At 70.9% G+C, this 23,246-nt stretch carries 20 protein-coding genes; 11 read left to right on the forward strand and 9 right to left on the reverse strand.

Translation table 11 applies throughout. The features are described from left to right. Positions 1–22 precede the first annotated feature (22 nt). Positions 23–622 carry a pentapeptide repeat-containing protein gene (locus tag AC1DWR_RS09400; protein WP_477615803.1) on the reverse strand — a complete coding sequence of 200 codons (600 nt, stop codon included), beginning with the start codon at positions 620–622 and terminating at the stop codon, positions 23–25. Positions 623–713: 91 nt separating this feature from the next. Here AC1DWR_RS09400 and AC1DWR_RS09405 point away from each other — a divergent pair, with 91 nt between their 5' ends. The 3 genes from AC1DWR_RS09405 to AC1DWR_RS09415 all read left to right on the forward strand — a co-directional run bounded on the left by AC1DWR_RS09405 (position 714) and on the right by AC1DWR_RS09415 (position 4,507). Continuing rightward, entirely contained in the window at positions 714–1,811 is a 1,098-nt protein-coding gene (locus AC1DWR_RS09405; protein ID WP_477615804.1) for a citrate synthase 2, read from the forward strand. 201 nt (positions 1,812–2,012) lie between these two features. Beyond that, complete coding sequence (gene serC, locus AC1DWR_RS09410) at positions 2,013–3,143, forward strand: phosphoserine transaminase (protein WP_477615805.1); 1,131 nt, start codon at positions 2,013–2,015, stop codon at positions 3,141–3,143. Between the two features lie 128 nt (positions 3,144–3,271). Continuing rightward, positions 3,272–4,507 carry a lytic transglycosylase domain-containing protein gene (locus tag AC1DWR_RS09415; protein ID WP_477615806.1) on the forward strand — a complete coding sequence of 412 codons (1,236 nt, stop codon included), beginning with the start codon at positions 3,272–3,274 and terminating at the stop codon, positions 4,505–4,507. Positions 4,508–4,927: 420 nt separating this feature from the next. On the opposite strand, the gene AC1DWR_RS09420 is transcribed toward AC1DWR_RS09415, so the two are convergent. The 3 genes from AC1DWR_RS09420 to AC1DWR_RS09430 all read right to left on the reverse strand — a co-directional run bounded on the left by AC1DWR_RS09420 (position 4,928) and on the right by AC1DWR_RS09430 (position 8,360). Continuing rightward, the gene (locus AC1DWR_RS09420) at positions 4,928–6,226 is read right to left on the reverse strand and encodes an MFS transporter (RefSeq protein ID WP_477615807.1); all 1,299 of its coding nucleotides are present in this window, start codon (positions 6,224–6,226) and stop codon (positions 4,928–4,930) included. Continuing rightward, positions 6,223–6,690, reverse strand: a complete 468-nt coding sequence (locus tag AC1DWR_RS09425) for a MarR family winged helix-turn-helix transcriptional regulator (protein ID WP_477615808.1) — start codon at positions 6,688–6,690, stop codon at positions 6,223–6,225. The genes AC1DWR_RS09420 and AC1DWR_RS09425 overlap by 4 nt, the downstream gene beginning before the upstream one ends. A gap of 152 nt (positions 6,691–6,842) precedes the next feature. Then, positions 6,843–8,360, reverse strand: a complete 1,518-nt coding sequence (locus AC1DWR_RS09430) for an NCS2 family permease (RefSeq protein ID WP_477624319.1) — start codon at positions 8,358–8,360, stop codon at positions 6,843–6,845. A gap of 55 nt (positions 8,361–8,415) precedes the next feature. Between AC1DWR_RS09430 and AC1DWR_RS09435 the strand changes: the two genes are divergently transcribed. Further along, positions 8,416–8,667 carry a DUF2530 domain-containing protein gene (locus tag AC1DWR_RS09435; RefSeq protein WP_477615810.1) on the forward strand — a complete coding sequence of 84 codons (252 nt, stop codon included), beginning with the start codon at positions 8,416–8,418 and terminating at the stop codon, positions 8,665–8,667. 16 nt (positions 8,668–8,683) lie between these two features. On the opposite strand, the gene AC1DWR_RS09440 is transcribed toward AC1DWR_RS09435, so the two are convergent. Together AC1DWR_RS09440 and AC1DWR_RS09445 are read right to left on the reverse strand one after the other, a co-directional pair. After that, the gene (locus AC1DWR_RS09440; RefSeq protein ID WP_477615811.1) at positions 8,684–9,424 is read right to left on the reverse strand and encodes a DUF3027 domain-containing protein; all 741 of its coding nucleotides are present in this window, start codon (positions 9,422–9,424) and stop codon (positions 8,684–8,686) included. Continuing rightward, complete coding sequence (locus AC1DWR_RS09445) at positions 9,424–9,819, reverse strand: cold-shock protein (protein WP_477615812.1); 396 nt, start codon at positions 9,817–9,819, stop codon at positions 9,424–9,426. Before AC1DWR_RS09445 ends, AC1DWR_RS09440 begins: the two co-directional genes overlap by 1 nt. Positions 9,820–10,017: 198 nt before the next feature. Here AC1DWR_RS09445 and AC1DWR_RS09450 point away from each other — a divergent pair, with 198 nt between their 5' ends. After that, the gene (locus AC1DWR_RS09450) at positions 10,018–11,370 is read left to right on the forward strand and encodes an MFS transporter (RefSeq protein ID WP_477615813.1); all 1,353 of its coding nucleotides are present in this window, start codon (positions 10,018–10,020) and stop codon (positions 11,368–11,370) included. Here AC1DWR_RS09450 and AC1DWR_RS09455 read toward each other — a convergent pair. Both AC1DWR_RS09455 and AC1DWR_RS09460 read right to left on the reverse strand, forming a co-directional pair. After that, complete coding sequence (locus AC1DWR_RS09455; RefSeq protein ID WP_477615814.1) at positions 11,363–12,289, reverse strand: aldose 1-epimerase family protein; 927 nt, start codon at positions 12,287–12,289, stop codon at positions 11,363–11,365. The two genes, AC1DWR_RS09450 and AC1DWR_RS09455, sit on opposite strands and share 8 nt — an antisense overlap. 55 nt (positions 12,290–12,344) lie before the next feature. After that, positions 12,345–13,181 carry a hypothetical protein gene (locus AC1DWR_RS09460; RefSeq protein ID WP_477615815.1) on the reverse strand — a complete coding sequence of 279 codons (837 nt, stop codon included), beginning with the start codon at positions 13,179–13,181 and terminating at the stop codon, positions 12,345–12,347. A gap of 103 nt (positions 13,182–13,284) precedes the next feature. Between AC1DWR_RS09460 and AC1DWR_RS09465 the strand changes: the two genes are divergently transcribed. Beyond that, positions 13,285–15,552 carry a helicase-associated domain-containing protein gene (locus tag AC1DWR_RS09465; RefSeq protein WP_477615816.1) on the forward strand — a complete coding sequence of 756 codons (2,268 nt, stop codon included), beginning with the start codon at positions 13,285–13,287 and terminating at the stop codon, positions 15,550–15,552. A 13-nt stretch (positions 15,553–15,565) separates the two neighbouring features. On the opposite strand, the gene AC1DWR_RS09470 is transcribed toward AC1DWR_RS09465, so the two are convergent. Next, positions 15,566–16,498 (reverse strand): hydroxymethylglutaryl-CoA lyase, encoded by a 933-nt coding sequence (locus tag AC1DWR_RS09470; protein WP_477615878.1) that lies wholly within the window; start codon positions 16,496–16,498, stop codon positions 15,566–15,568. A gap of 100 nt (positions 16,499–16,598) precedes the next feature. Here AC1DWR_RS09470 and AC1DWR_RS09475 point away from each other — a divergent pair, with 100 nt between their 5' ends. The 5 genes from AC1DWR_RS09475 to AC1DWR_RS09495 all read left to right on the forward strand — a co-directional run bounded on the left by AC1DWR_RS09475 (position 16,599) and on the right by AC1DWR_RS09495 (position 23,234). Next, on the forward strand, positions 16,599–17,423 hold the full coding sequence (locus AC1DWR_RS09475; RefSeq protein WP_477615817.1) for a hypothetical protein: 825 nt from the start codon (positions 16,599–16,601) through the stop codon (positions 17,421–17,423). 3 nt (positions 17,424–17,426) lie between these two features. Beyond that, entirely contained in the window at positions 17,427–19,073 is a 1,647-nt protein-coding gene (locus tag AC1DWR_RS09480) for a DNA repair helicase XPB (RefSeq protein ID WP_477615818.1), read from the forward strand. A gap of 304 nt (positions 19,074–19,377) precedes the next feature. Further along, a complete protein-coding gene (locus tag AC1DWR_RS09485) occupies positions 19,378–20,085 on the forward strand; it encodes a response regulator transcription factor (RefSeq protein WP_477615819.1) in 708 nt (235 codons plus the stop codon). Beyond that, positions 20,086–21,621: a sensor histidine kinase gene (locus AC1DWR_RS09490; RefSeq protein WP_477624320.1), complete on the forward strand. Its 1,536-nt coding sequence runs from the start codon at positions 20,086–20,088 to the stop codon at positions 21,619–21,621. Positions 21,622–21,674: 53 nt separating this feature from the next. After that, on the forward strand, positions 21,675–23,234 hold the full coding sequence (locus AC1DWR_RS09495) for a S1C family serine protease (protein WP_477615821.1): 1,560 nt from the start codon (positions 21,675–21,677) through the stop codon (positions 23,232–23,234). Positions 23,235–23,246 lie beyond the last annotated feature (12 nt).

Here is a 23,246-nt window from a genome sequence, read left to right on the forward strand (position 1 = left end):
GGCAGACAGGCACTCCGCCCCGCTAGTCGGCGACCTTGATGCCCAGCTCGGCGGCGAGCGCGGGCCCGAGGTCGATCAGCTGCAGCGCCGAGACGGTCGCGCCCCGCAGTCCCGACACACCACGCGGGCCGGCCACCTCGGCCCCGGTCAGGTCGACGTCCTTGAAGGTTCCCTTGGTGAAGTCCGGCGACACCAGCCGCGACCCCTCGAACGTGACCGAGGTGAGCGTGGCGTCGGCGAAGTCGGCCTCCACGAGCTGGCAGTCGACGAAGGCGACGTCGCGAAGCCTGGCCCCACGCAGGTTGAGGAACTCGATCTTGCAGCCCTCGAACCGCACTCGGGACAGCTCCGCCCCGTACATCGCCACGGCACCGAGCCGGGCTCCCTGCACGAGGCAGTCGCTCCACGACGACTCGGCGAGGTCGACGCCCGCTCCGTGCACGGCATACAGGCTGGACTCGGAGAACCGCGAGCGTGGGGCGCGCAGCTCGCTGAGGTCGCACCGCTGGAAGGTGCACTCGAGGAATCGCGAGCCGCCCGCCGCGGACCCGGTCAGGTCCTCGGTGAACACCTCGCCGTCGTAGTCGGTGTCGGCTGTCAGCACTGCGCCATAGTGGCCCATCACCCCGACAGTGCAGAATGAACCAGCCAGTAGGTAACCGGGCGCCACACCAAGGTCGCCCCACCTTCCCCCCAAGGCCGAGAGGACACCGATGTCCGACAGCGACTTCAAGCCGGGCCTCGAGGGCGTCATCGCCTTCGAGTCAGAGATCGCCGAACCCGACAAGGAAGGCGGCTCGCTGCGCTACCGCGGCGTCGACCTCAAGGAACTCGTCGGCACGGTCAGCTTCGGGCAGGTGTGGGGTCTGCTGGTCGACAACGAGTTCGACCCGGGACTGCCGCCGGCCGAGCCGTTCCCGCTGCCTGTGCACTCCGGCGACATCCGGGTCGACGTGCAGTCCGCGCTGGCCCAGCTCGCCCCACTGTGGGGCTTCAAGCCGTTGCTCGACATCGACGCCGCGCAGGCCCGTGAGGACCTGGCCCGCGCCTCGGTGATGGCGCTGTCGTTCATCGCGCAGTCCGCCCACGGGCAGGGGTCACCCATGGTGCCGCAGCGTCGCGTCGACGAGGGGCGCACGATCGTCGACCGGTTCATGATCCGCTGGCGCGGCGAGCCCGACCCCAAGCACGTCGAGGCGATCGACGCCTACTTCATCTCCGCCGCCGAGCACGGCATGAACGCCTCGACGTTCACCGCGCGCGTCATCGCCTCGACCGGGGCCGACGTGGCCGCGTGCCTGTCCGGCGCGATCGGCGCCCTGTCGGGCCCCCTTCACGGTGGTGCCCCGTCGCGCGCACAGCACATGATCGAGGGCGTGGAGCGCAGCGGTGACGCCCGGGCCTACGTCAAGGGTGTGCTCGACCGCGGTGAGCGGCTGATGGGCTTCGGCCACCGCGTCTACCGCGCCTACGACCCGCGCGCGGCCGTGCTGCGCGACACCTGCGAGCGCCTCGGCGCGCCTCGCTTCACGGTGGCCCTCGAGCTCGAACAGGCTGCCCTGGCCGAGCTGCGCGAGCGCCAGCCCGACCGGGTGCTGGAGACCAACGTCGACTACTGGGCCGCGGTGCTGCTCGACTTCGCCGAGGTCCCCGGCGCGATGATGACCCCGCTGTTCGCCGCGGCGCGCACCGCCGGCTGGTCGGCGCACATCCTCGAGCAGAAGAAGACCGGTCGGCTGATCCGGCCCAGCTCGCGCTACATCGGCGACGCTCCCCGCGGCCTGGAAGCCGTCTCCGGCTACCGCGCCTGACGCGTCGTCCGGCGGCGCGCCGAGCCTGATACGTGGTTGCAGAAAACGAAATGGGCCTGCACGAATGCGCAGGCCCATTTCGCATTTCACGGCGGGGTATGCCGCGTTGCTAGGCCAGCGGGCGGCCTACCGTGCCTTGGTGGTAGTCCGGGTGGTGGACCTCACGTCCCACGCCTCGGGACGGGATGAGACACTGACGCCGTGACCGACACTGCCGCCACCGCGACGCCCACCATCCCCGCCGACCTGCTGCCCAAGGACGGCCGCTTCGGCTCCGGGCCGTCGAAGGTGCGCCCCGAGCAGGTCGAGTACCTCGCCGGACTGGGCACCACCCTGCTCGGCACCTCGCACCGCCAGGCTCCGGTGAAGAACCTCGTGGGCGCCGTCCGTGAGGGGCTGTCCGACCTGTTCAGCCTGCCCGAGGGCTACGAGATCATCCTCGGCAACGGTGGATCGACCGCGTTCTGGGACATCGCGGCCTTCGGCCTGGTCCGCGAGCGCGCGCAGCACCTGGCGTTCGGCGAGTTCTCCGCCAAGTTCGCCAGCGTGACCAACAACGCTCCCTTCCTCGGCGAGTCCACGATCATCAAGGCCGACCCGGGCAGCCTCGCCACGGCCCGCGCCGAAGCCGGCGTCGACGTCTACGCCTGGCCGCACAACGAGACCTCCACCGGGGTGATGGCTCCCGTCAAGCGCGTCGAGGGTGCCGACGAGGGCGCGCTCGTGCTCATCGACGCCACGTCCGGCGCCGGCGGGCTGCCCGTGGACGTGGCCGAGACCGACGTCTACTACTTCGGCCCGCAGAAGTGCTTCGCGGCGGACGGTGGCCTCTGGCTGGCCGCCTTCTCCCCCGCCGCGCTCGCCCGGGTGGACGAGATCGCCGCGTCCGGCCGCTGGGTGCCCGACTTCTTCAGCCTGCCGACCGCCGTGTCCAACAGCCGCCTCAACCAGACCTACAACACCCCCGCGCTGGGCACCCTGGCCCTGCTGCGCTCGCAGATCGACTGGATCAACGGTCAGGGCGGGCTCGAGTGGGCCGTCAAGCGCACCGCCGACTCGAGCGGACGCCTCTACGACTGGGCCGAGCGCACGGCATACACCTCGCCCTATGTCACCGACCCGGCCGCCCGCTCGCAGGTGGTGTCGACGATCGACTTCGCCGATGAGGTCGACGCGGCCGCCGTCGCCAAGACGCTGCGTGCCCACGGCGTGGTCGACGTGGAGCCCTACCGCAAGCTCGGTCGCAACCAGCTGCGTGTGGCGACGTTCCCCGCTGTGGACCCTGAGGACGTGTCGGCCCTTATTGCGTGCATTGAGCACATTGTGGGCTGATTTACTCCCCAGTAAGCCCTCTGCGAACGACGCTCGCGCGTAACCTCGGCTCCAGACCCTCGTTGAACCTCACATAACCCCTGGGGTGGGACACCGCAAGGTGGACAACGATGTCGAGGAGCCGAACGATGACACGCACGACGCGACTGCCGTGGCGCAAGATCGCAGGAGGTGTGCCCGCGCTCGCCCTGATCGGCGCCGGAGTGGCGCTGGCGGCCACCGGTGGTCAGCCCGCGACCGACATCGTTGCCGACAACACCCCCGTCGTCACCGTGCCCGGCGAACCGATCACCGGCCTCGACGCCCCGCGGCTCCCCGAGCTGCCGGCACCCCCGGAGGCCGAGCCCACCCCGTTCGCCCAGTCGGCCGGCCTGCCTGCCTCGATGAGCGCCAACGGCATCCCTGCCGCTGCCCTCGAGGCCTACCGTCGTGCCGCCACGATCGTCGACGCCGCCGACGCCGAGTGCCGCATCGACTGGGCCCTGATCGCCGCGATCGGGAAGGTCGAGTCCAACCACGGCCGCTACGGCGGCAACGGCATCGACCGCGACGGCACCGTGCGTCCCGGCATCTACGGCATACCCCTCAACGGCCAGAACAACACCGCCGCGATCAGCGACACCGACGGCGGCTCGTACGACCGTGACGTGACCTGGGACCGCGCGGTCGGCCCGATGCAGTTCATCCCCGGCACCTGGCGCGTCGTCGGCGTCGACGCCAACGGTGACGGTCGCAAGGACCCGCAGAACATGGCCGACGCCGCCACGGCGACCGCGGTCTACCTGTGCTCGGGTCCTGGCGACCTCAGCACCGACTCCGGTGCCCGCTCGGCCGTGCTGCGCTACAACCACAGCGACGCCTACGCCGACCAGGTGCTGGCGATCGCAGCCGGCTACCGCGGTGGCTACACCGTGCTCCCGGGCTCCGACCTGTCCGAGGCGCAACGCAGCGGCTCGCCCTACCTCCCGTCCGGTGAACCCCAGACGATGGCGAGCTACGACCCCGCCAAGGCGTCACAGCCCGCAGCCTCGACCGCACCCGGCAAGGGCGGCTCGGCGACAGCGGCGAAGCCCGGTTCGGGTGGTTCGGCTGGCTCGGGCGGCGGCTCTGCCTCGCCGGTTCCGCAGCCCTCGTCCGGCGCTGCCGGTGGCGTCGTGGGCGCCGCGACCGGTGCCGTCGGCGGAGTGGTGGGGGGCGTCACCGGAGGCACTCCCGCCCCGAGCCCGACGCCGTCCCCCAGCCCGAGCAGCTCGACGCCCGCGCCGCTGCCCCTGGAGGTGCTGCCCGTCAACGGCAAGTGCCCCACCGGCTACGACCCGGTGGTCAACCTCCTCGGCGTCACGGTCCTCTGCAAGCTGCACTGAGTCCTCCGCACGCTGCACTGACCGGACCGCTCAGCACGCCCGGGGACGTGTTGTCGCCTGGTGGTCACCCGACCCCCACTTCGCCCCTCCCGTGACGATCCGCGCGCAACAAGTCCCGGCCGTCCGGACTTGTTGCCGCCAAGTGGTCACCGGACCCCCATTTCGCCCCTCCCGTGACGATCCGCGCGCAACAAGTCCCGGCCGTCCGGACTTGTTGCCGCCTGGTGGTCACCGGACCCCCATTTCAGCCCTCCCGTGACGATCTGCGCGCAACACGTCGGGAGCTGGGCGCGTGGTCCCCACACGGCATACCCCCCCGATCGGGCGGTCAGCGGAAGGTGCCGGCGAGGCTGGCGACGACTGCCACGGTGACCACGATGACGAGGACGGCGATAGTCACGCGCCGACGGAAGAGCGGCGTCACCGGACGGCCTCGGGGACGGGTTCGGAGACCTCGGGCTGCGGGAGCGTGCGGATCCTGATCCGCGGGCGACGCTGGGACTCGTAGGTCACCTGGACATTCTCGCGCCTGGCGGTGCGGATGGACACCGCCACCAGCATGAGCCCGACCGCGATGGTGCCGATGCCGATCGTCCAGCGCGGGCCCGCGACGTCACCGATCCACCCGATGAGTGGTGCTCCGAGCGGCGTGCCCCCCATGAAGATGGCCATGTAGAGCGCCATCACCCGCCCGCGCATGGCGGGATCCACGCTGAGCTGGACCATCGCGTTCGCCGTCGTCAGGGCCGTCAGCGCCGTGAGTCCCACGGGGATCAGGGCGAGGGCGAACAACGGGTAGGTCGGAGCGCTCGCCGCCAGCCCGCTCGCGATCGTGAAGCCCACGAGCGCGACGAGCAGGATTCGCAGCCGCGGCCTGGCCCGACGGGCCGAGAGCAGCGCGGCCGTCAGGGAGCCGATCGCCATGATCGAGCCGAGCAGGCCGTACTCCTGCGGGCCCTTGCCGAACTCCTTGGTGGCCATCAGCGCCGTGGTGATCTGGAAGTTCATCCCGAAGGTGCCGAGCACGAAGACCAGCGCCATCACGAGCTGGAGGTCGGGTCGGCTGCGCACGTAGGCGAGCCCCTCACGGATGGCGCCGCTGCCTCGGGCGAGGGCGGGCGCAGGACGCAGCTCGCCGACGCGCATCGATGCCAGGGCGACCAGCACGGCCACGAAGGTCAGCGTGTTGAGCAGCAGCGTCCAGCCCGTGCCGAACGCCGCGATCGTCAGGCCCGCGACACCGGGACCGACCAGCCGCCCGGCATTGAACGAGGCACTGTTGAGGGAGACCGCGTTCGCCAGCCGGTCACGCGGCACCATCTCGGACACGAAGGTCTGGCGGGCCGGGTTGTCGACGGCGGTGGCAATCCCGGTGAACAGCGCGATGCCGTAGACCATCCAGAGCTGGGCGGTCCCGGTCACGACGAGCAGACCGAGGGCAAGGGACGACAGCGCGAGCGACGTCTGGGTGACAGCCAGGATCCGCCGCTTCGGATAGCGGTCCGCGATCATCCCGGCCCAGGGGGCGAGCAGCAGGAAGGGCAGGAACTGCAGCCCGGTGACGATGCCGAGCGCCGTCGACGAGTGGTTGGTCAGCTCGGTCAGGACCAGCCAGTCCTGGGCGACCCGGCCCATCCAGGTGCCGATGTTGGAGATGAACGCACCCGTGGCATAGATGCGGTAGTTGCGGACGCCCAGCGAGGAGAAGGTGGGGCTCACTCGTTGGCCACCCGGGTGAGGATGGCCGACGCCTGCCGCAGCACGTCCTGCTCGGCGGGGGTGAGGTGGCCGACGCGCACCGACATCCAGGCGTCGCGCTTGCGGCGGATGTCCTTCAGCAGCGTGGTCGCCTCGCTCGTGAGCGACAGGATCACCTGGCGTCGGTCGGCGGGGTCGTCGGTGCGCGCGACGAGCCCGCGCTCGACGAGGGCCGCGACGGTGCGGGTCATGCTGGGTCCGCTCACCTTCTCGATCTCTGCGAGCTCACTCGGTGTGCGCGGCGCCTCCTGCAGGCGGCAGAGCACCGAGAACTGGTGCGGTGCAACGACATCCGTGCTCTCGAACCGCACTCGGCGCGAGATGCGCATGCAGGCGAGTCGGAGCTCGCCGGCGAGGGCATAGATCGCAGAAGGCGAGAGCCCGGCATCGCCAGCGCGGCGTGAGCGTGCGGCGGGTGGGGTCATCTGTTCCTCCTCAGGTCGATACTTAGCATAACTCATTACCTGTGCTAAGTATTTCGATCACCCTTCCGGACAGCTCCCAAGGCCCAGACGCAGGTATGCCGCGTGGCCCCCTCACGGGGCCACGCGGCATACCTGCTGTGGTCGGGGAGGGGTCAGCCGACGCCGAGGACCTCCTTGATCGGGGTGATCGCGAAGTAGATGACGAACAGGGCGGACACGGTCCACAGCAGCGGGTGGATCACGCTCGCCCTGCCACGCACCACCTTGATGAGGGTGTAGACGACGAAGCCCGCGCCGATGCCGACGGTGATCGAGTAGGTGAACGGCATCAGGACGATGGTGAGGAAGGCCGGGATGGCGATGTCGAGGTCGTCCCAGTCGATGCCCTTGACCTGCTGCATCATCAGGAAGCCCACGACGACCAGGGCCGGGGTCGCCGCCTCGTAGGGCACGACCTTCACCAGGGGCGCCAGGAAGGTCGCGAGCAGGAACATCACCCCGGTGACGACCGAGGCCAGACCGGTCCGGGCGCCTTCGCCGACCCCTGCCGCCGACTCGATGTAGGACGTGTTGGACGAGACCGAGCCCGCGCCACCGGCGATCGCGGCGACGGAGTCGACGAGCAGGATCTTGTCGGAGTTCGGCGGGTTGCCGTCCTTGTCGAGCAGGCCACCCTCGGCACCGACGGCGACCATCGTGCCCATGGTGTCGAAGAAGTCGGCGAGCAGGAGCGTGAAGACGAGCAGCAGCGCCGCGACGAAGCCGAGCTTGTCGAACGAGCCGAGCAGGTTGAAGTTGCCGAGCAGCGAGAAGTCGGGGACGTCGACGATCTGGTCCGGCAGCGCGGGGACGTTCAGCCCCCAGCCGGCCGGGTTGACGAACTTGCCCGTGTTGTCGAACTGGCCGCCGATGTTGCCGATCGCCTCGACGATGATCGCCAGGACCGTGCCACCGAGGATGCCGTAGAGGATGGCAGCCTTCACCTTGCGGACCATCATCACGATGATCGCGAGCACGCCGATGACGAAGACCAGCAGCGGCCAGCCGTTGAGGTTTCCGGAGATGCCGAGCTCGACCGGGACGGGCCCGACGCCGGTGCGGCGGACGAACCCGGCGTCGACGAGACCGATGATCGTGATGAACAGGCCGATGCCGACCGAGATCGCGGTCTTGAGCTGGGCCGGGATCGCCCGGAACACAGCCTGGCGGAAGCCGGTCAGCACGAGCACCAGGATGATGACACCCTCCATGACGACCAGGCCCATCGCGTCGGCCCAGGTCATCTCGGGCAGCTTGGCGATGCCGAACGTCACGAACGCGTTGAGCCCGAGACCGGTGGCGAGGGCGAGCGGGTAGTTCGCGACGACACCCATGAGCAGGGTCATCACGCCGGCGATGAGCGCGGTCCCGGCCGCGACCAGGGTCTGCGCCTTGACGATGTCACCGCCACCGAGGAACTGTCCCGAGCCATCCTGCTGGGTGCCGATGATCAGCGGGTTGAGGACAACGATGTACGCCATCGTGAAGAACGTGACGAGCCCACCGCGGACCTCGCGGCTGAGGGTGGAGCCACGCTCGGTGATCCGGAAGAAGCCGTCGAGCCCTCCGGACGACGGGGACTTCGGGGACGGGCGCTGCGGTGCCGCAGACTTCGTGGTGGGCTTGGCCATGGGCAGCAGAGTAGGGCCTGACTGTCACGTCGTCGTGAAAGATAGGCTGCCCGGCATGAGCGAGTCGCACCCCACCCCCGACGGTCCCGGTGAGGAGCTGCAGCCGCTGGCCGTCAGCACCGCCCGGATCGTCGTCTGGGCGCAGCTCGGCTGGGTCCTCGCACTGGCCGTCATCCTCGCCGTGCCGGCCCTGCACGAGGGCGAGCGCGACTGGTGGCCGTGGGTCCCGGTGGCCGGCATCGTGCTCGGGCTGATCGGCTTCTCGTACGTGCGCCGCGGTCGCGGCAACGCCGCCGGCGCCCAGTAGCCGGCCGGCGCCTCAGTCAGACGAGGTCGTAGGCGATCTCGTCGATGATGGGTTGGCCGACCGGCATGGGTTCGGCCGGCTCGGCGTCGACCTCGGAGTGGGCGCCGCAGCCGTGGTCAAGACTTACGACGCGACCGTCGGAAGGTGACCAGGCGTTGGCGCACACGCCGAAAAAAGACCGGAGTGCACCCGCCATCGGGAGGAAGTAGCCGCAGGTCGAGCACGGTGCGGGCGCCTTCTCCGCGACGTCGGCGTGAGGGCCGTTCTCGCCCTCGTACCACCGCTGCGCAGCGGCCTCGCGTCCCTCGGCGGACAGGACGCGCTTGCGGCCCAGACCCAGCTCGTAGGCCGCGAGCTCGTCGACCTCCTCGTCGCCGGTCGCCTCGAACCCGGGTTCGAGCAGGGGGTCGTCCTCCTTGTAGGGGAGCACGTCGCCGGCGCTGAGGTCCCCGGGAGCCAGGCGCTCGGCATACGGGAGCCACTCGGGCGACAGCAACGCGCCCTCGCCGGGCACGAGGTTCGTCTCGCACACGGTCGCGACCTTGCCGCGCGGCACGCGGGCGACGGTGATCGCCCAGCGCCAGCCCGGGTAGGCGCCTGCCTCACACGCGAAGAAGTGCGTGGCCAGCCGCTCGTCCTCCATCTGCATGCCGAGGTGCTCGCCGACCGTGCCCCGCTCCGCGATCGACTCGGCGGCCTCACGGGCGACGGCGACAGCCTCGGCGGCGGCCAGGACGGCGTCGTCCTTGGTGGCCATCAGGGCTCGATCTGGTCGGCGAGGAACCGCAGGACAGCGGCCAGCTTGGTGGCGTGGTCCTTCTCGGGCCGACGACCGCGGCGCAGCGCGTTCGACGAGTTGTCGAGCAGCTTGATGGCGTCCTCGACCAGCGGGGCGAGGTCCTCGGGGGACTTGCGCGACGCCTCGCGCTTGCCGGCGGTGACCGTCGGCGCGGCTTCGAGCAGCGTGACGGCGAGCGCCTGGGTGCCGCGCCGCCCCTCGGCGACGCTGAACTCCACCCGCGCGCCGCCCTTGAGCGTCGCGACGCCCTCGGGGAGGGCGTTCGCGTGCAGGAACACGTCGCTGCCGTCGTCGTCGGAGATGAAGCCGAAGCCCTTCTCCGCGTCGTACCACTTGACCTTGCCTGTAGGCACTTGTCTTCCTCTTGCCTCGAAAAGTTTTGGGGGTGCGCCAATGCGCACTTCAAAGGCTATCGGGTGGGTCCAAATCCTTTCTTCGGTATGCCGCGTGCTCACCGCGTGCTCGCCGGTGGCCGCCTGCCCGACGAGGCGCCGGACGACGGCCCGGATAACCGGTGTCGGGCTGTCGGTGGAGTGCGGGAGGATCGTCCGGTGAGTGAGTCGTCCACGTCGAGCCAGCCCGGGTTGCGCCAGTTCTGGGCGGAGCTGCCGGTCGAGGGCCGGTGGCTGCTCTCGACCGTGGCGGTGCAGACCCTCGGTCGCGGGCTGACGCTGCCGTTCACGGTGATCTACCTGCACGAGGTCCGAGGCATCTCGCTCGACCTGGCCGGCCTGCTGATGGCGTTCATCGCCCTGGTCGCACTCGTCGTCACGGGGCCGGGTGGCGCGTTGACCGACCGGCTCGGGGCGCGCCGGATGCTGCTGTGGGGCACCGGGGCCCAGATCGTCGGCTGCGTGATCCTCGCGTTCGCGACCACCCCGCTCGTGGTGGCGCTGGCCTTCGTCTTCCTCGGGTTCAACTTCGGGGTGTCCTGGCCTGCCTTCAACGCCCTCGTCGCGGCGATCACGACCGGGAGTGCGCGTCAGCAGTACTTCGGGATCAACTTCGCCCTGGTCAACCTCGGCATCGGACTGGGCGGGGTGATCGGCGGCCTCTACGCCGACGTGGCCAACCCGTCCACGTTCACCGTGATCTTCCTGGCCGACGCAGTGTCGATGCTGGTGCCGATCGGGCTGCTCCTCGGGCCCCTGCGCCACGTCCACGGTCGCGCCGAGAAGCCCGAGGGCGAGACGGCAGCGGCGGGCTCCTACCTCACGATCCTGCGCAACCCCGCGGTCGTGTGGGTCACGCTGCTGACCTTCCTCGGGGTGTTCATCGGTTACGGCCAGATGGAGGCCGGCTTCCCCGCGTTCGCCCGTCAGGTCAGCCAGGTGTCGACGAGCGTCATCGGGTTCGCCTTTGCCGTCAACACGGCCGTCATCGTCGGCCTGCAGTTCTACGTCCTCAAGCGCATCACCGGACGCAGGCGTACTCGGGTGCTGATCGGCATGTCTGCACTGTGGGCCCTGGCGTGGGTGGTCCTCGGGCTGACCGGGTTCGCTCCTGGGAGCGTCGCGGCTGCGGCCGGCGTCCTTGCCTTCCACGCGACCTTCGCCCTCGGCGAGACCCTGCTCCAGCCGACCATCCCGGCCATCACCAACGACATGGCTCCCGACCACCTCCGCGGCCGCTACAACGCCGTCAACGCGGGCGCCTTCCAGGCCGGCACGATCCTGGGCCCCGTGGTCGCCGGCTTCATGCTGAACCACCGCTGGTCGGCGGCCTTCATCGCCATGATCGTCGTGGGGTGCGCGCTCATGGTGGTGCTGGCCTTCGCGGTCGAACGCAGGATCACCCCGCTCGTCAACGGCCTCGAGGAAGATCCGGCGCCCACGGGTCCACACGGTCTCCAGGACGATCCTGCGCCCACGGGTCCAGCAGCGGGCGCAGGCGCCGTCAGCTGAGCACGGCTGGCTCGATGCCCCACTGGGCCGACCAGGACTGACCCGGCTCCAGGACGACCAGTCCCTCGCCGGAGTTGAAGGCGTTCGCGGGGCACGACATGGGTTCGACGGCGATGCCGCGGACCCCGTCGACCCCGGTGTCCCGGCCCTTGGCCGTGAACACCTGCACCCAGTTCAGCGACTCGTCGCCCCACACGGTCACCTCGCCGTTCTCGAGCCCGCCGACGACGACCTCCCAGGCTCCGGAGGTCGTGGACCGCGACAGGTCGGTGAACGCGGTGTCCAGCTCGGTCGCGCCCAGCTCGCGAGCAGTCCGGAAGTCCAGATCGGGACCCACGGGTGCGGTGCCGGTCGGGATCAGCCGGTCGTCGACCAGCACCTCGCGGGCTGCGGGAATGGCCAGCTCGACCTCGGCCAGCGGAGTGTCACCGAGGGCGATGTAGGGGTGCGCCCCGAAGCCGAACGGAGCCGCAGTCGCGCCGACGTTGGTGGCGTGGACGCTGACGGTCAAGCCCTCCTCGTCGAGGACGTAGTTGACGCTCAGGTCGAGGATGCCGTCCCAGCCGGGCTGGGGGTGCAGTCGGGTCCGCACGGTGAGCGCCGACCAGTCGTCGTTGTGCCAGTGCAGCTGCCAAACGGCCCACCGGACCAGCCCGTGGTTGGCGTTGCGCAGGACCGCCTCGGTCAGCCCGAGCTGGTGGTCTTCGCCGGCAAAGGAGTACAGCCCGTCGCGGATCCGGTTCGGCCACGGCATCAACACCTGACCGCGGCCGGCGCGGCATACCTCGTCGTCCGCGTAGCCGGCCACGATGTCGGTGCCGTCCACGCGGTAGGTGCGCAGGCCGCCACCCACCTCGACGACGGTCGCCTCCTGCCGTCCGCGCCGAAGGGTCCACTGCTCACCACTGGGAAATGTCACGTCGCCCACGCTAGCGGCGGCGTTACGCGCGGGCTCGTCCGAGGGACGCGGACGATCAGTTGCGGGTTCCGGTCACCAGGACCGCCTTGGCACCGGTCTTCTCGGCGACCACGAGGACCGAGTCGCCGACCTGGACGGTGGTGGCCCGGCCACGGGTGTCGGCGCCGACCGCATAGGTGGCGCTGAAGTTGTCGGCGCTCTTGACCGTGATCGAGGTGGAGCTGGCCTTGGTCACCTCACCGCGCTGGAGCGTCATGACGGTGGTCTTGCCGTTGTCCTCGAGGGTGAACTCGCCGTGCTGGACGTTGCCGAGCCCCATCGCCTCGCGCATGAGAGGACCCAGGCCGTTGCCCATGCCGTTGCCCATGCCGTTGCCACCCTGCCCGTTGCGCTGTCCGCGCGGGGCCTCGGGCGCCTTCGGGAGCCGGTCGAGCTTCTTCTGCTGCCCGGGCGGGAGCACGCGCCCGTCCCCGACTCGCTCCATCCGGTTCGCGTGGCCGTCGTGGCCGATGGCGCGCACGGCGACGAGTCCTGCCACGCCCACGAGGGCGAGCACCATCAGGGCGACGAGGCAGCCGGCCACGATCACGGCGATGGTCCCACCGGTCGTGGACGTCGCCTGACGCCACAGACCCGGTCGTCTCGGCGGTGGACCGCCGGGCGCGTAGCCACCCGGGGCTCCCGGACCGCCGTGCCCGGCCCCAGCGCCACCCGGAGCACCCGGTCCGGCAGCACCGGCTCCTTCTGCCGCGGAGACGGCGGGCAGTGGCTGGGTGGGCGCGGGAGGCACGCTCGCCGTCTCCGGTCCCGGACCCGGCGCGACAGGATCCCCGGGCTGCTTGGCTGCCCCCTTGGGCGTGCGGGGCTTGGTGGGTTCGGTGGGCTCAGACATGGTGCGTCCTCTCGTTGTCACAAGTGTGCAGGTCAAGCCTGTGCGTGGCATGGGAAACGGCTGAGAGTCCGGAGGACCTTCCTCGGACGACTACCGTGGTGCGGTGGCCGCCATCTCCTCGTCCCGTTCGACCGCACGGTCGATGGCCGACGACGTGCGGGAGCGGACCGACGACCAGCTCGCCACCCTTCTGCGACGTCGACAGGACCTGGCCCGGCCCGCGCCCGCCGACCTGTCGTCCCTCGCCGCCCGGGCCAGCACCCGCGCGAGTGTCCAGCGGGCCGTGGACTCGCTCGACCTGGCCCACCTCCAGGTGCTCGAAGCCGCCGTCGCCGCCACGTCGCCGCTCGACACCCGGGCAGTCGGTGCCCTGCTCGGCGTCACGACCGGGGAGATCGAGCCGGTCCTGGACGACCTCTGGACGCTCGCCCTGCTGTGGCGCAGCCCCGAGGGGTTGCGGGTGACCCGCACGGTCGGCGAGGTTCTCCCCCACCCGGCCGGGCTCGGTCCTCGAGCGGCCGACAGCTTCGTCGACGTCCCATCGCCGGCGCAGGTCCCGACCCTGCTCGCCGACGCCCCGCCGGCAGCCCGCGCCATCCTCGACCGGCTGACCTGGGGTCCCCCGCTGGCCGTCCTCCCCCCGGGCACGCCGGACCGGCTGGCCGAGGGCGCGCGGTGGCTGCTCGAACACCACTTGGTCTTCTCCCCGTCGGCCGACCAGCTGGTGTTGCCTCGCGAGGTGGCGTTGGCCCTGCGTGAAGGCCGCAGCCATGCCACCCCGGCGCTCCAGCCGCCTGCCCTCGAGGGTCAGCCCCGCGCGGGTGCCGAGGTCGACGCCGCGGCCGGCCAGCAGGTCACCGACCTGCTCGCCCTCGTCGACGAGCTCGCCGCAGAGTGGGGACTTCGCCCACCCAGGGTGCTTCGTTCCGGCGGCCTGGCGGTGCGAGACCTCAAGCGGCTCGCCTCCGTGCTCGACGTCGACGAGGGCCGTGCGGCCTTCGTCGCCGAGCTCACGTATGCCGCCGGCCTCCTCGCGGACGACGGCTCGCTCGACCCGTCCTGGGCCCCCACCCCCGCCTACGACGAGTGGCAGCAGCACCCGGGTGACCAGCGCTGGGCGGTGCTCGCCCGCGCCTGGCTGCTCACGACCCGCGCCCCGCACCTCGTGGGCACGACGCCCGCCGGCGCGTCCGGCACGGTCAACGCCCTCGGGCCCGATGCCCACTGGCCACCGGCCCGAGGCCTGCGCAAGGACGTCCTCGAGCAGCTCGCCGCCGCGCCGGCAGGGTTGGCCCCCGAGCGCGGCAGTGTGGGCACCGCCCTGAGCTGGCAGCGGCCGCGACGCGTGCCCGCCAGCCTCGACACGGTCGTCGCCGCGGTGCTCGGTGAGGCCGAGTGGCTGGGCGTCACCGGCCGCGGCGCCATCTCCACCGCGGGTCGGGCCCTGCTGGCCGGGCGAGCCGACACCGAGCTCGCCGCCGCGATGCAACCGCACCTGCCCGAGCCCATCGAGCACGTCCTCCTCCAGGCCGACCTGACCGCCATCGCGCCCGGCCCGCTGGCCGGGGGGCTGGCCACCTTCATGCGACTCGTAGCCGATGTCGAGTCACGCGGTGGTGCCACGGTGTACCGGTTCAACCAGGACTCGGTGCGCAGGTGCCTGGACGCCGGGTGGTCTGTCGACCAGGTGCTCGGAGCCCTGACCGACGCGAGCCACACCCCCGTCCCCCAGCCGTTGGACTACCTGATCCGTGATGTCGCCCGCAGGCACGGGCAGGCACGGGTCGGTGCGATGCGGGCCTACATCCGCTGCGACGACGAGGCCACCCTGGGCGCCATGATCGCCGACAGGGAGCTGTCACCGCTCCAGTTGCGGAGCATCGCCCCAACCATCCTCGTGTCGCCCGTGGCCGCCGAGACCGTGCTGGACTTCTTGCGCGACAACGGTTTCGCGCCTGCTGCCGAGACACCGGACGGCGGGATCATCGTGCCCACCACCGGGCAGCACCGCACGCCGCTGCAGCGGCGGCCCGCCCCCGTGACAGCGCAAGCCCTCGACGACGAGCTCGTGACCACCATGGTGGGTGCGCTGCGCGCCGGCGAGGAGGCCGCGGCATACCAGCGCGAGCAGGTGGCGAGCAGGCCCGGACCCAGCCTGCCGAGCACCGACCCGACCACGACCCTCGCGGTGCTGCGCGATGCGGCAGCCGACCGGCAGGCGGTCTGGCTGGGCTACTCCGACGCGGACGGGCGCACCCAGCGGATCCTCTTCTACCCCGACCGGGTCGAGGGTGGCCGGGTGCACGGCACCGCGGACGGAGCTGCCCGCACCCTGTCGATCCACCGCGTGACCGGGGCCGTGCAGGGCTGATGCGAGGCCGCCGTCAGCCGCCGGCGAGAGCCCTCACGACGCTGGACGGTGACGGTCGCCCGAGGTGGCCGGCCATCCAGACGCTCGTCTCGACGAGGGCCGCGAGGTCGACTCCGGTCTCGACACCCGCCCCGTCCAGGGCCCACACGAGATCCTCGGTGGCGAGGTTCCCGGTGGCGCTCTTGGCGTAGGGGCAGCCGCCGAGCCCACCAGTGGACGCATCGACCACGGTGACCCCGTGACGCAGCGCCCTCATCGTGTTGGCGAGCGCCTGGCCGTAGGTGTCGTGGAAGTGCACGCCGACCCGGTCGGCACCGATCCCCTTGGCGTCCAAGGCGTCGAGGAGGCGACTCACGTGCCCGGTCGTGCCCGTGCCGATGGTGTCCCCGAGGGAGAGCTGGTCGGCTCCAAGGTCCATCAGCCGCTGCGACACGTCGACCACCTGCTCGACGGGGACCGGTCCCTCCCAGGGATCGCCGAAGCACATCGAGACGTAGGCGCGCACCCACAGTCCTGCGTCCTTCGCCCGCGCCACGACGGGCGCGAACATCTCGACGGACTCGGCAACGGTGCGGTTGAGGTTCTTGCGGGCGAACGTCTCGGTGGCGCTCCCGAAGATCGCGACCGCCCCGACGCCCGCCTCGAGCGCGTTGTCGAGACCGCGCTCGTTGGGCACGAGCACCGGTCGGCGCGGGCCGCGGCCGAGGTCCCCGAGGTCGGCCAGCACCTCACGGGCATCGGCGAGCTGCGGCACCCACGTCGGCGGGACGAAGGACGTCGTCTCGATCGTCTCGAGCCCGGCGGCGGCCAGCCGGCGGATGAAGTCCGCCTTCACGGCAGCCGGGACGACGGCCTTCTCGTTCTGCAGACCGTCGCGCGGACCGACCTCGTAGATGGTGACCCGGCTCGGCAGCTCCGGGTCCGGTTCGCGCTGGGGCAGTCCGATGGTCACGGTCTGATCCTGCCATTCCCGGACTGGGGAACGGTCCCCCGCGGCAGGGGTTAGATTTGCACCCGAACGCAGGCGACGCCCGAAGGGACGCATGATGAGCGACACACCACGCAACGACGAGACCCCCGAGTTCCGCGACCCCACGGCGCCCAGCGACGACAGCACCCTCAGCGACGCGAGCACCTCCAGCCACGCGAGCACCTCCAGCGACGATGGCACGTCGGGCGGCACGACCGCCTCCGGCGACGCGACGACGTCCAGCGACTACACCGCGCCGATCGAGACCAACCAGACGCAGGAAGTCCCCCCGATCCCGCCGGCGCCGGCCACCTCGGCCAGCCCACCCGCGTCGCAGCCGGCACCGCCCGCGCCCCCCGCCGTCGCGCCGGGTGGCCAACCCACCTACGGTCCGCCGCCCGGCTCCGCTCCCCAGAACCCGTATGGCGTGCCCTCGGCGGGTGCCGGCGCGCCGTCCCCTCCGGTCAACCCCTACGCCAGCGCCCCCGGCGCGGGGCAGCCGCACCCCTACGCGGGTCAGCAGCTCCCCACCCAGGGTCAGCCGCAGGGCGGCTACGCCGGCGCCCCGCCCTATGGCGCCCCGGCCTACGGCGCCCCGGCGTACGGCACTCCCGGCTACGGCGCCCCCGGCTACGCCACGCCGCGGTCGCTCAGTGGCAACACCATCGCCCTCCTGGTCGTCTCGGGCCTGACGACGCTCGGCTGCGGCTTCGGCATCGTCGCGCTGGTCTTCGGCATCGTCGCCGCGACCAAGAAGGACGACCCGACCGCATCGGCCAAGTACACCAAGTGGGGCTGGGTCGCCTTCGGCGTAGGGCTTGCGCTGTCCGTGATCGCCATCGGCCTGGTCATCGCGTTCGCGGTGACGAGTGGCACCACGACCTACGACTCGTCGTACTAGGTCATGCCTGATGGCCCCCTGATCGTCCAGAGCGACAAGACGCTGCTCCTGGAGGTCGACCACCCCCGCGCCGAGGAGGCGCGGCGGGCGATCGCCCCGTTCGCCGAGCTCGAGCGCGCGCCCGAGCACATCCACACCTACCGGGTGACCCCGCTGGGCCTGTGGAACGCGCGCGCCGCGGGTCACGACGCCGAGCAGGTGGTCAACGCCCTCATCACCTTCAGCCGGTATGCCGTGCCGCATGCCCTCCTCGTCGACGTCGCCGACACGATGGACCGCTATGGCAGGCTGACGCTCGAGAAGGACCCCGAGCACGGCCTCGTGCTGCGCACCACTGACCGGCCGGTGCTCGAGGAAGTGTTGCGGCACAAGAAGATCAAGCCGCTGATCGGGGAGCGTCTCGACGCTGACCGCGTCATCGTGCACCCCTCGGAGCGCGGTCACCTCAAGCAGGAGCTGCTCAAGGTGGGCTGGCCGGCCGAGGACGAGGCGGGCTACGTCGACGGCGAGGCGCACGCCATCGACCTCGACAACCGGGACTGGTCGCTGCGGCCCTACCAGCAGCAGGCGGTCGACGGGTTCTGGCACGGCGGGTCAGGCGTTGTCGTCCTGCCGTGCGGGGCGGGTAAGACCCTCGTCGGCGCGGGCGCCATGGCGGTGGCCAAGGCGACCACCCTCATCCTCGTCACCAACACGGTCTCGGCGCGGCAGTGGCGTGACGAGCTGCTCAAGCGCACCAGTCTCACCGACGACGAGATCGGCGAGTACTCCGGTGCCCGCAAAGAGATCCGCCCGGTCACCATCGCGACCTACCAGGTGCTCACCACCCGCCGGAAGGGCGTCTACACCCACCTCGACCTGCTCGACGCCCGCGACTGGGGCCTGATCATCTACGACGAGGTGCACCTGCTCCCGGCCCCGATCTTCCGGATGACCGCGGACCTGCAGGCCCGTCGTCGACTCGGGCTCACGGCGACCCTCGTGCGCGAGGACGGCCGGGAGGCAGACGTGTTCTCCCTCATCGGCCCCAAGCGCTACGACGCGCCGTGGAAGGACATCGAGGCGCAGGGCTACATCGCCCCCGCCGACTGCGTCGAGGTGCGCGTCACGCTCCCAGACGCCGACCGCCTCGCGTATGCCGTGGCGGAGCCCGAGGACCGCTACCGGCTGTCCTCGTGCAGCCCGGTCAAGAACCCCGTCGTCGAGCGGATCGTCAACCAGCACCGAGGTGAACCCACGCTGGTCATCGGCCAGTACCTCGACCAGCTCGCGGAGCTGTCGGAGCGGCTCGACGCCGACGTCATCACCGGTGAGACACCGGTCGCGCAACGGCAGAAGCTCTTCCAGGCCTTCCGCGTCGGCGAGATCAACCTGCTCGTGGTGTCGAAGGTCGCCAACTTCTCGATCGACCTTCCCGAGGCGAGCGTCGCGATCCAGGTGTCCGGCACCTTCGGATCCCGCCAGGAGGAGGCCCAGCGCCTCGGCCGGGTGCTGCGCCCCAAGGGCGACGGCCGCACCGCCCACTTCTACACCGTCGTGTCGCGCGACACCGTCGACGCCGAGTTCGCCGCGCACCGCCAGCGCTTCCTCGCCGAGCAGGGCTACGCCTACCGGATCGTCGACGCCGACGACGTCGACGCCACCGCCTGACCTGAGGCACCACGCGATCGCCGAGCGGGTTGGTCGGCGACAGCAAGCACCACCGCCCCGCACTTGTTGCCGCGTCGTGGTCACGAACACCGAAATCCGCCCCATCATGACCACCCCAGAGCAACACGTCGCGGGCCTCCAGCACTTGTTGCCGCGTCGTGGTCACGAACACCGAAATCCGCCCCATCATGACCACCCCAGAGCAACACGTCGCGGCGGGAGGGGCGGCGCAGCACACCGCCTGACACCTGACTCGCCCAGACGGCATACAGGAAACTCCCAGACTCTGCACGGACACTGAGGCGTGACCACTGTGCAACCCGAGGCACGCCTCCTCGTCGTCGAGGACGAGCCCAACATCCGCGAGCTCCTCGCCACCTCCCTGCGCTTCGCAGGTTTCGAGGTGCACGTCGCTGCCGACGGCGCCACCGCCCTTCACCTCGCGACCGTCCACGAGCCCGACCTGGTCGTCCTCGACGTCATGCTCCCTGACATGGACGGCTTCACCGTAACCCGCAAGCTGCGCGACACCGGTCGCCAGCTGCCCATCGTGTTCGTCACCGCGCGCGACTCGGTCGACGACAAGATCAAGGGGCTCACGGTCGGCGGCGACGACTACGTCACCAAGCCCTTCAGCCTCGAGGAGGTCGTCGCCCGGATCCGCGCGGTGCTGCGGCGCACCCGCGGCGAGGTGGACGAGGGGGCCTCGATGCGCTTCGAGGACCTCGAGCTCGACGAGGACTCCCACGAGGTGAGCCGGGGCGGTCGCTCGATCGACGTCTCCCCCACCGAGTTCAAGCTGCTGCGCTACCTCATGCTCAACCCCAACCGGGTCCTGTCCAAGGCGCAGATCCTCGACCACGTCTGGGACTACGACTTCCGCGGCGAGAGCGGCATCGTCGAGTCCTACATCTCCTACCTGCGCCGCAAGATCGACCTCGACGGGGTGCCGCCGCTGATCCACACCAAGCGCGGCGTCGGCTACGTGCTGCGCAAGCCGCCGGAGGCGTAGATGACGGCTCCGACGAGCCCCGCGCCCACGGGCACGCCACCACCTCCCCCGCCGGCCCCGAGCCGCCCCGCGCAGCTGGCCGTGGAGCGGGCCAAGGGGCGCCTGGAGCTGCTCCCGCTGCGGGTGCGCCTGATCGCAGTGATGCTCGTCCTGCTGTTGCTGGCGCTCACCCTCACTGCCGCGGCCACTGCGGCCCTGATGCGCCGCGACCTGATGAGCCGCGTGGACGACGACCTCAAGCGCGCTTCGCCGACCGTTGCCCAGCAAGCGCTGAACACGCTGCGCGCCCCGACCCGCAACCGCCTTCCCAGCGGCTACGCGGTCGTCTTCTACCCCACGGATGGCACCCCTGCGGTCGAGATCGACCCCACCGGCGCCCTCACCCGCCCCGGTGTCCCGGACACGCTCGCCCTCGACGACCCGCGGGTCACGTCGCTGGAGGCCTTCACCATCGGCAGCCGCAACGGATCTGGGCAGTGGCGGGCCTATGCGGGCAACCTCAGGGACGACTCGGCGACCTTCATCGTGGCGGTGCCCCTGTCCAGCGTCAGCCACACCGTGCGTCGCCTCGTCCTCGTGGAACTGCTCATCGGCCTCGCCGTCCTCGTCGCCTGCGCCATCGGAGGGTGGTATGCCGTGCAGCGGGCCTTCCGTCCGCTGCGCCAGATCGAGGACACCGCCGCCGCCATCGCCGATGGGGACCTCGCCCGCCGCATCCCGATGCGCACCGCCAAGGACGAGGTCACCTCGCTGGCCCGGTCGCTCAACGTCATGCTCGCGCAGATCGAGCAGTCCTTCGCCGCCCGCGAGGCCTCCGAGGAGCGGATGCGACAGTTCGTCGCGGACGCCTCGCACGAGCTGCGCACCCCGCTCGCGGCGGTGCGGGGCTACGCCGAGCTCTACCGCCAGGGCGCGGTCAGCGACCCGGCGGACGTGGCCAGTGCGATGACGCGGATCGAGGGCGAGGCCACCCGGATGGGCGGCCTGGTGGAGGACCTGCTCGTGCTGGCTCGCCTGGACGACCAGCGACCGCTGCGTTTCGCGCCCGTCGACCTCACGGTGCTCGCGGTCGATGCCGCACAGGACGCCCGCGCCATCGACCCCACCCGCCAGATCGCCGTGTCCGGGCTGTCCGGGCCGCTGGGCCCGACCGTGGTGCCCGGCGACGACGCCAAGCTGCGCCAGCTCCTGGCCAACCTGGTCTCCAACGCCCTCAACCACACCCCGAGTGGCTCACCTCTCGAAATTGCTGTGGGCACAAGGGAGTCCGATCAGCACATCGTGATGGAAGTGCGCGACCACGGGCCGGGAGTCGATCCCGACAAGGCCCGCAAGGTGTTCGAGCGGTTCTACCGCGCCGACCCGTCCCGAGTTCGTGGGACTGGTGGGGGCAACGGCCTCGGGCTGGCCATCGCCGCGGCGATCGTCAACTCGCACCAGGGCCGGATCGGCGTCGCCCAGACCCCCGGCGGCGGCGCCACGTTCATCGTGGAGCTGCCCACAGCGAACTCTCAGGCAGCGCCCAGCACCCCTTGACGTTGGGCAGGTTGACTCAGGGTCACCAAGCCACACCAAGGAGCGCGATCGTCATGACCCAGATCCACCCGGACACCCGACCGGACACCACCGGTGACGGCGGGCAGCGTCCCCAGCAGCCGACGGCATCGCACGATGACCGGGTGTGGGCAGCTCCAACCCACGACGCTCCCGCCCAGGGCGAGCCGACGGCTCCGGTCTGGTTCGGTCAGACGCAGGGAATCACGACCCCGGAGGACCGCACCGAGGAGCTCCCGCGCGACCATGCGGCGCTCGGCCTTCCGCGCGTCGCAGGAAATCCCACACTTCCCGCGGCGGGTGCCCACCCGGCATACCCGCCGTTCTCACAGACTCCGGCTGGGCCGCCCCCATCCTTTCCCACTCGGGACGGGGCAGAGCCTGCCCAGCCGGGCAAACGGCGTCGACTGACGGAACTCACCGCCGTCGCGGCGCTCGCCGCCCTCCTTGCGAGTGGCGGCACCTACGCCGCGGTCCAGCTGGGCGACGGTTCGCAGTCCTCCTCCACTGCGAACACGTCGACCCTGGGCCGCGGCGCGGACGCCGGTCCAGTCGTCCAGGCGGACGCCACCAACCCCAACTGGACGGCCACCGCGGCTGCCGTCGCCCCGAGCGTCGTCGCCATCACCGTGAAGTCCGGTCAGAGCGAAGGACAGGGGTCAGGCGTCGTGATCGACGCCAAGGGCCACATCCTCACCAACAACCACGTGGTGAGCGGCGCCGGTTCGAACGCGAGCATCACGGTGACCCTCAACGACGGGCGCACCTACAAGGCCACCATCGCGGGCACCGATCCCAGCACGGACCTCGCCGTCATCACCCTGAGCAGCGTCCCGAGCAACCTCAAGCCGATCGCGATCGGCAACTCCGACGACCTCAAGGTGGGCGACCCGGTCATGGCGATCGGCAACCCGCTCGGCCTCGCCGGGACCGTCACCACAGGGATCGTCAGCGCCCTGAACCGCCCGGTGACCACAGCAGCCGAGGACAACAGCCAGCAGCAGCAGCAGCAGGATCCCTTCGGCCAGAGCCTGCCCGGCCAGGACCAGCAGCCCCAGACCAGCAGCGACGGCGACTCCGTCGTGACCAACGCCATCCAGACATCCGCGGCGATCAACCCGGGCAACTCCGGTGGCGCCCTCGTCAACGCGTCCGGCCAGCTGATCGGCATCAACTCGGCCATCGCCAGCCTCGGCTCGTCGAGCAGCAGCCAGAGCGGAAGCATCGGCATCGGGTTCGCCATCCCGGCCAACGAGGCCAAGAGCATCGCGTCGCAGCTCATCTCCTCCGGCAAGGCCGAGCACGCCTTCCTCGGGGTCACCCCCGGGGACGGCACGGCCTCCGACGGCACCAGCCAGCGCGCCGGCGCCGAGATCACCGCGATCTCGGCCAACACCCCGGCCGCCGCCGCCGGCCTCCAGAAGGGCGACGTGGTCATCGCCGTCAACTCCGAGCGGGTCGACTCCGCCCTCTCGCTGGTGGCGAACATCCGCGAACGCGCCGTCGGCGACAAGGTCACCCTCACGGTGCTGCGCAACGGGAAGCAGCTGAACCTCACGGCCACCCTCGTGGCCAAGGCGGCAGCGACCAACTAGCCAAAATCGGTT

Source organism: Pedococcus sp. P2_E2 (assembly GCF_056403955.1).

What these genes read in the sequence shown, in the direction of transcription:
- AC1DWR_RS09400 (WP_477615803.1), bottom strand. Translation starts at nt 622, where the DNA reads ATGGGCCACTATGGCGCAGTGCTGACAGCCGACACCGACTACGACGGC.
- AC1DWR_RS09405 (WP_477615804.1), top strand. Translation starts at nt 714, where the DNA reads ATGTCCGACAGCGACTTCAAGCCGGGCCTCGAGGGCGTCATCGCCTTC.
- AC1DWR_RS09415 (WP_477615806.1), top strand. Translation starts at nt 3,272, where the DNA reads ATGACACGCACGACGCGACTGCCGTGGCGCAAGATCGCAGGAGGTGTG.
- AC1DWR_RS09425 (WP_477615808.1), bottom strand. Translation starts at nt 6,690, where the DNA reads ATGACCCCACCCGCCGCACGCTCACGCCGCGCTGGCGATGCCGGGCTC.
- AC1DWR_RS09430 (WP_477624319.1), bottom strand. Translation starts at nt 8,360, where the DNA reads ATGGCCAAGCCCACCACGAAGTCTGCGGCACCGCAGCGCCCGTCCCCG.
- AC1DWR_RS09435 (WP_477615810.1), top strand. Translation starts at nt 8,416, where the DNA reads ATGAGCGAGTCGCACCCCACCCCCGACGGTCCCGGTGAGGAGCTGCAG.
- AC1DWR_RS09440 (WP_477615811.1), bottom strand. Translation starts at nt 9,424, where the DNA reads ATGGCCACCAAGGACGACGCCGTCCTGGCCGCCGCCGAGGCTGTCGCC.
- AC1DWR_RS09460 (WP_477615815.1), bottom strand. Translation starts at nt 13,181, where the DNA reads ATGTCTGAGCCCACCGAACCCACCAAGCCCCGCACGCCCAAGGGGGCA.
- AC1DWR_RS09475 (WP_477615817.1), top strand. Translation starts at nt 16,599, where the DNA reads ATGAGCGACACACCACGCAACGACGAGACCCCCGAGTTCCGCGACCCC.
- AC1DWR_RS09480 (WP_477615818.1), top strand. Translation starts at nt 17,427, where the DNA reads ATGCCTGATGGCCCCCTGATCGTCCAGAGCGACAAGACGCTGCTCCTG.
- AC1DWR_RS09490 (WP_477624320.1), top strand. Translation starts at nt 20,086, where the DNA reads ATGACGGCTCCGACGAGCCCCGCGCCCACGGGCACGCCACCACCTCCC.
- AC1DWR_RS09495 (WP_477615821.1), top strand. Translation starts at nt 21,675, where the DNA reads ATGACCCAGATCCACCCGGACACCCGACCGGACACCACCGGTGACGGC.